This window comes from Parendozoicomonas sp. Alg238-R29, from assembly GCF_947331445.1.
Taxonomy (GTDB): Bacteria; Pseudomonadota; Gammaproteobacteria; order Pseudomonadales; family Endozoicomonadaceae; genus Sansalvadorimonas.
Genome location: NZ_CAMZOG010000171.1, coordinates 1 through 2,949, shown reverse-complemented (window position 1 = coordinate 2,949; position 2,949 = coordinate 1). Strand labels below are relative to the sequence as shown.

5 protein-coding genes are annotated in these 2,949 nt (G+C 48.2%); 3 read left to right on the top strand and 2 right to left on the bottom strand.

The window, feature by feature from the left end:
* The 3 genes from QMA35_RS21240 to QMA35_RS21230 all read left to right on the top strand — a co-directional run.
* Positions 1–348, top strand: a 348-nt coding sequence (locus QMA35_RS21240) for a hypothetical protein (RefSeq protein WP_281649139.1), incomplete at its 5' end; no start/stop codon positions are given.
* Positions 329–745, top strand: coding sequence for a hypothetical protein (locus QMA35_RS21235; protein WP_281649138.1), 417 nt, complete (start codon positions 329–331; stop codon positions 743–745). The genes QMA35_RS21240 and QMA35_RS21235, both read left to right, overlap by 20 nt.
* A 31-nt stretch (positions 746–776) precedes the next feature.
* Positions 777–1,514: a hypothetical protein gene (locus QMA35_RS21230; protein ID WP_281649137.1), complete on the top strand. Its 738-nt coding sequence runs from the start codon at positions 777–779 to the stop codon at positions 1,512–1,514.
* 3 nt (positions 1,515–1,517) lie between these two features.
* Here the strand turns inward: QMA35_RS21230 and QMA35_RS21225 are convergent, their stop codons facing one another.
* Positions 1,518–2,093 carry a hypothetical protein gene (locus QMA35_RS21225; RefSeq protein WP_281649136.1) on the bottom strand — a complete coding sequence of 192 codons (576 nt, stop codon included), beginning with the start codon at positions 2,091–2,093 and terminating at the stop codon, positions 1,518–1,520.
* On the bottom strand, positions 2,090–2,695 hold the full coding sequence (locus QMA35_RS21220) for an AHH domain-containing protein (protein WP_281649135.1): 606 nt from the start codon (positions 2,693–2,695) through the stop codon (positions 2,090–2,092). The genes QMA35_RS21225 and QMA35_RS21220 overlap by 4 nt, the downstream gene beginning before the upstream one ends.
* Between the last annotated feature and the right edge of the window lie 254 nt (positions 2,696–2,949).

The window sequence follows — 2,949 nt, the reverse complement described above, 5'->3', positions numbered from 1 at the left end:
GTGATCTGGATCGGGTTGGCGGATATCCCCGCTCATTACCTGGGGCGACCGGTGCAAACTGGCGGTGGTGTGAGAACAGGCCGTTATCGGTGGGATGGAGCATTTGTGTTTCAGCCGGTGGGAGCCAGAAGCGAGATGGTGTTTCAACGGGCTCCCGAATGGAAGCACAAGAAACAGGTATCCCTGAAAAGCGGCCGGACGATGTGGATGGGGTTGCCCATCGAGAAAGTCTCCTTGCCCATCGCCAACGTAGCTCGGCAAGCCATCAACCAGTTACAGCCTCAACTACTGGAACGCTTTACCACGCTGATGCAGCAGGAGCTCCATTATGCCTACAGGCTCGAATAAGACATCGAGTGAACAGGCCATTGTTGATGCCCTGAAAAACAAGCTGTCTGCTGTGGCAGAAACCCGAATGGGCTACTCTGCTACCGGGATTGATGATGACATGCCGACACCGGCCATTCTGGTGCAGCTGGAAACACTGACTGAACTCTCTCGTCAGGGTGAGAAAGGCCGGTTTGAGTTGCAGTTCAATATCGGTGCCGTGGTGAAAACCTCGGATCAGACCACCAGCGAATTGATCAGCCTGACCAGACAATTACGAGCGGCCTTAAACCCGGCAGACAAGCTATGCCCGGATGCCCGTAAACAGACCTTAAGCGATACCCGTTTTGATATTGCCCCCAGCCATGGTCAATTGTCGTTTGCCGACAGCACTCTGACCGTGGAAGCCATTCTCTAAACCGCTCTCAAGTACTGACAAGGACGACACTATGATTGATTACAGTTTTATCGGTGCAGGCTCTGTACATATCCAGCCTTATGATAAATCAGCCCCACTATTACCTATGGGCAATATCAGCGAGTTTGCCTTCAGTTTTGAGGAAGAGAAAAAGGAGCAGAAAAACTTCCTCGGCGGTGGTGGCCTGCGTAATGTTGTGTCACGCATTTCCGGTATTACCGGTTCAATCAAAGCTCATGATTTCACCCCGGCCAATATTGCCCTGGCCCTGCGGGCTTCGCTGGAAACCGTGGGTTCCACACCTGTTGTAGGTGAAGAACTCACAGCTCACGGCGAAGACCATGAACTCATCCCCTTCAAACATATCCCGGATCTTACCCAAACCATTACAGTGAAAGATGCTTCAGATGCGGTGTTGGTGCTGGGCACTGATTATGCCCTGACAAAATCAGGAATCCGGGTGCTGGATAGTACAGGGATTGGCAGTGAAACCTTAACCACGGATTACACGCCAAAGGCAGCCAATGCCATTCAGGCTCTCGTGCAATCTGGCAAAGAGTTCTCGCTGTTTATGGAAGGGCTCAACGATGCCCAGGAAGGACGTCCGTTCACCATTCGCGTGCACCGGGCCAAGTTCTCACCAGTACAGAATCTCGGATTTATCTCTGATGACTTTGCCGAAATTGCACTGGCGATGGATATTCTTTCGGACCCGGTTATCACTGGTTCTGGATTAAGTCCGTTTATGCAGCTAAACCTTGTCGATTAGAAACTATTGGGGTGGCGGAACATCGCTAAGATCTTCTGTAAAACTTAACCCCAACAAGCCATGAGAAGTGATGACTTCTTTGACGTTCTGGCTGCAATAAATACCACGATAACTATCAATTTTGGTTCGAAGTATAGGGATGTCTTGCAAGCGTGATTTATTGAATGCTGGTGCTTTTAAACCATCCCACTCGTCAAATGTTGTGTTCTCCTGATCTAAAGCATCAAGGTCTTCAGCAATGACCAAAGGATTAAAAATATAAGCAGGCTGATCTTCAAAGGTAACAGGGAGAAACTCCCCATACTCCTTAAATAAGGGATGCAAGACCTCATATGCTTTCTGATTCAGAAACAGCTTTCCCAGCTGGTTAGATATGATATCGGGGATGGATTTTTTGGGAAGACCACCTTGATACTCATCATAGAAATGAACAGGAATAGGTGACCATTCGGAAAGGTATCTGGTCGGGCGACTATCCATATAAATCAGACAATCTTCGCCTAGAATGTCTTCAACATCATCGGCTTCAAGAATGAACAGCTGGTACTCTTTAGGAACAGGTTGGATTTTATAAATCACACTGGCAGCCCTTCGCCTTTTTTCATCATGACATAACTTGGTTGTGCGCCAGCTTGAAGCTGAAGACCAACAGTTTTCAGCGTATAACGCAGATCATCAGAGTCTTGGGTTTTCTCAAGGTTGATCAATCTGCCAAGCCAAAAATAATAATTGTATCGATGAATGCGGCTATGAGGTACGGCTGTCCTTAGCCGGCGCGGCATTTCCACAATTGCTGCAGTATTCTCTGGTAGCCAACAACCGTTATGAGCATCATCGATACGCACTTTTTCACGGGCAAGAATCGCCCTCATTGTGGCCGCTTCTCTGTGAGCGCCGGAGACAATAGCATGAGCATGACATTTGGGATGCGGTTTCTCGTCGCCACACTCTGCAAGGTGTATAGCCAAACGCGAGGATTGATGCTTTTCAGCACGTAACTCACGGCGTCTCATATTACCCGCTTCTGCCCGGTATGTATCAAGCCCAGCTTCTACTTGCGAAGCTACATGCACGGCCATTAAATCCAGTGTTGTTGGTTTATCTTTTGCAACAAAACGAAGTTCGGCCATATCTTGCAGATCACACTCATGTCGGGGTTTGACATATTCAGGTAAAGCCATAAATCACATCCTGTGAATATCTTGTTGTTGATTTGCGCTACTGGAGAGCAACACAAGAATATCCCTTGCTGTTCCATTCAATCAAGCAAACTTGCGGGAAAGTGAGACAGATCACTTATGCGTAACACTGCCATCCAACTCACCCTCAAAGCCCGCGATCTTCTCTCTCGTATTGTTCGTAAATCCAGTGATTCCCTGAAACAACTGGAAGACCAGACTCAAAGCCTGAAATCCCGCCTCAAAACCCTTGAACA

What these genes read in the sequence shown, in the direction of transcription:
- QMA35_RS21235 (WP_281649138.1), top strand. Translation starts at nt 329, where the DNA reads ATGCCTACAGGCTCGAATAAGACATCGAGTGAACAGGCCATTGTTGAT.
- QMA35_RS21230 (WP_281649137.1), top strand. Translation starts at nt 777, where the DNA reads ATGATTGATTACAGTTTTATCGGTGCAGGCTCTGTACATATCCAGCCT.
- QMA35_RS21220 (WP_281649135.1), bottom strand. Translation starts at nt 2,695, where the DNA reads ATGGCTTTACCTGAATATGTCAAACCCCGACATGAGTGTGATCTGCAA.